The sequence below is a fragment of the Accumulibacter sp. genome, assembly GCF_023806565.1.
Classification (GTDB): Bacteria; Pseudomonadota; Gammaproteobacteria; order Burkholderiales; family Rhodocyclaceae; genus Accumulibacter.
This window is the reverse complement of record NZ_JAMTDV010000089.1, coordinates 1-2,995: the sequence shown is the minus strand read 5'-3', so window position 1 is coordinate 2,995 and position 2,995 is coordinate 1. Positions and strand designations below refer to the sequence as shown.

At 63.3% G+C, this 2,995-nt stretch carries 4 protein-coding genes; 1 reads left to right on the top strand and 3 read right to left on the bottom strand.

Annotated elements, in window-relative coordinates:
* On the top strand, positions 1-519 hold a 519-nt coding region (locus NFV80_RS10305), incomplete at its 5' end, for a lipid-binding SYLF domain-containing protein (RefSeq protein ID WP_295329073.1).
* 114 nt (positions 520-633) lie between these two features.
* Here NFV80_RS10305 and NFV80_RS10300 read toward each other — a convergent pair.
* The 3 genes from NFV80_RS10300 to NFV80_RS10290 all read right to left on the bottom strand — a co-directional run.
* Complete coding sequence (locus tag NFV80_RS10300) at positions 634-1,278, bottom strand: anti-sigma factor (RefSeq protein ID WP_295329075.1); 645 nt, start codon at positions 1,276-1,278, stop codon at positions 634-636.
* Positions 1,275-1,817 carry a sigma-70 family RNA polymerase sigma factor gene (locus NFV80_RS10295; RefSeq protein WP_295329077.1) on the bottom strand — a complete coding sequence of 181 codons (543 nt, stop codon included), beginning with the start codon at positions 1,815-1,817 and terminating at the stop codon, positions 1,275-1,277. Before NFV80_RS10295 ends, NFV80_RS10300 begins: the two co-directional genes overlap by 4 nt.
* Before the next feature lie 237 nt (positions 1,818-2,054).
* Positions 2,055-2,995, bottom strand: a 941-nt coding sequence (locus NFV80_RS10290) for an Ig domain-containing protein (protein ID WP_296758602.1), incomplete at its 5' end; no start/stop codon positions are given.

The following is a 2,995-nucleotide window of genomic DNA, read 5'->3' as shown; positions in this document are numbered from 1 at the left end:
CTGGCCGCCATGGTGGCGCTGGCAAGCGCAGCACCGGCGCTTGCCGAAAGCACGGCCGCTCTCGACAGCAGTGCCCGCAATGCTTATGCCAAACTGGTGGCCAAGGTGCCGGCGGCACGCGAACTCAGCAAACGGGCGGTGGCTGTGCTGGTCTTTCCGAAGATCACCAAAGCCGGGCTGGTGATCGGCGGCCAGTATGGCGAAGGGGTTCTCCTCCGGAACGGCCAGACGGCTGGCTACTATAGTACTGCCGGAGCGTCGTACGGATTGCAGGCCGGCGCACAGCAGTTCGGTTATGCGATGTTCTTCATGCACGAGCACGCACTGCAGGCGCTCACCGAGACCGATGGCTTCGAAGTCGGCGTCGGGCCCAGCGTCGTCGTGGTAGATGAAGGCATGGCCAAGTCCGCGACGTCGATAACGATGAAAGACGACGTCTATGCCTTCGTGTTTGGTCAGAAGGGTCTGATGGCTGGAGTCGGACTACAGGGCAACAAGATCACCAAGCTCGCCAAGTAGCGCGGCGGGGCCGGGAAGACGACGGTCGGCTATCCGCGGCCTCCTAAATGCGCCAACATCTGGATGACTTACCGTATGCCAGATTTCCTGCCGACCGACGGCCGCGGACGCCTGCTATGATTGCTGATTACGCAGCAATTCGACGAAGCCTTTCAACTCGGCAGGATTGAGATCCGATACGACCCAGAACTGCATTCCGGACTCGCTCCAGCGGGCCAGATGAAAACCATTTCGGGAAGTCATTTCGAGCGCTGACGTTTCGCCGGACGGCCAGATCAAGAGGTTGATCGTATGTTTCCGATGCGCGTAGACCAGGGCGGCGACCGGGTGCTGATCGAGATATTCGAGGCGGCCGCCCATCAGCGGGAACCCTTTGTCGGCCAGATCACTGACTGGCGGGGAGAAGTCGAGCTTGCCAGCGAACCAGGGTTTGACGGTGTGCTGGTCCGACGAGGTGACGTCGGTGAGGTGAGCCAACATCAGTGAGCGAACGTGGCTGGCGACCACTTCGCGTTCGACCTGCTGCCGGTCGGCGAGTTCGTACGGTGCGACGACCAGCAGACCAACGAGTGCACCACAGGCAAAGGCAAGGCCGATCTGCAGCCATGGTCGCCGCCAGAATGGCGTCGTGCTTGCCTGGTTCGCCCCGGCTTGTCGGAATGCGTTCGTGATCCCTGCGCGCAAGGCAGGCGGTGCCGTGTGATAACTTGCCCGCGAGCGGATGAGCGCGCTCAGTTCCGATTCGTATTCGTTGCTCATTTCTGCTTTTCCTCGTCTGGCTCAGCGAGCGCGCGGCGAAGCAGTGCGCGCGCCCGTGCCAGCCGCGACATCACCGTGCCGACCGGTATGCCTGCGACCTGGGCAATCTGCTCATAGGATAGATCTTCCATCTCCCGCAGGATGATCACCTCACGAAACGCCGGAGAGAGACTGCCGATCGCCTGGTCGATGCGCGCCTTCTCCAGCTTGCGCATCAATGACTGTTCCGGAGAACCGGCCGCCACCGGCGACTTCGCGTCGCTGATGCCGATGTCCCGCTCTTCGTCAAAGACCAGCGCCTGGTCGGCCTGCCGGTTCCTTGCCAGCCACGAAAAGCAGGCGTTGCGGACGATGCCCAGAATCCACGGGCGAGCATCGCCGCCATGGAAACTGTCGAAGTACTGGAAGGCGCGCAGATAGGCCTCCTGAACGACATCCTGCGCGTTCTGTTCGTCACGCAACAACCAGCGCGCCAGGTTATAGGCCGAATCCAGGTAGGCAAGCATCATTGCTTCGAAGGAACGAGTCTTGTCGATCAAGTGGGCCTCATTACCCGCATACCGTGAAGACCAGAATTCTATTCCCGCCGGAATGGATCGACGAAGCAGCGAGCAGGGCTCGCATCGATAGCTTCCGAAGCGCCCATTCTTTGCCAATAGCGGGGAGATCGTCAGATGTCGATGATATGAGCGGCCGGGTCGAAGTCGAGCCGGCGAAATCAGTGCCGGCAGCCTTGCTCGAGTGATCCCCGCGCGTGCCCACGGTCTGCTGCGCGCTCAGCGTTCGATCCGGATGCGCAGTGCCGGCGAATCGAGGGCGTTCATCCCTGCCGATGGCACGCCGAGGAAGTCGCCCAGCCAGCTCCGCGGCGTCAAGCGGGCACCGGAAAAGCAGCTCGGTGACTTGCCGCTCCAATCGATCGTTGCTGCCGAGGCGGTGGGCAGACCGCGAGGCGCAGTGATTCCCGCGCGACTGCCAATTTGGCCCTCTGCTGTCCTTGTCGTGAAGCAGACGGTGAAACTCTGCTCGACCCGCCCGCCCTTGCCATCGTCGACTTCGATACGGAAGAAGTGGCTGCCGGCCTGTGGATCGTCCCAGCTGAGCAAACCGGTGCCGGCGTCGATGCTCGCTCCGGTCGGGCCTTCGAGCAGACGGTAGAGCAGTGGATCACCGTCCTCGTCACGGGCGCGGGCCTGGTAGCGGAAGCGCTGGGGAGCGGCACTCACGCCACCACTCACGCCACCAATCCGGAACGCCACCCTTTCGGAGCCAGTGCCGGTGGCGTTGCTGGAGCTCCCCCAACTGAGGCAGAGACAGCCACAGCCGTCAGCGTCGGCGCGCAATTCGATGCGAAGATTGGAATCCGCTGCGGATACCGAGAACACCGCCAGCGGACCTCGCCCGACGACGTTGAGCGGATTCTGACTGCGCCAATCGCTGGTGCTGCCGTCGACAATCCGGTAGAAGCCGATGTACTCGCTGGCGGGCAGCTGCACTGCCGGCCGGGCACCGCCATTGGGACCGCTCCCGAAGAGCACGACCACCCGCTCGCTCGTCAGCGCTGCGGCGGCATAGCCGGCGTCGCCCGGCTTGAGCTCCCCGATGCGACCGTCCGCATCGTCTGCCCGGTAGAGCCCGAACTCGTCGCGGCCGTTGTCTCTACCGGAGATGCGGTCGACGGTGACGGTTTGCCACTGGCCCGGCACGCCGGCCACCG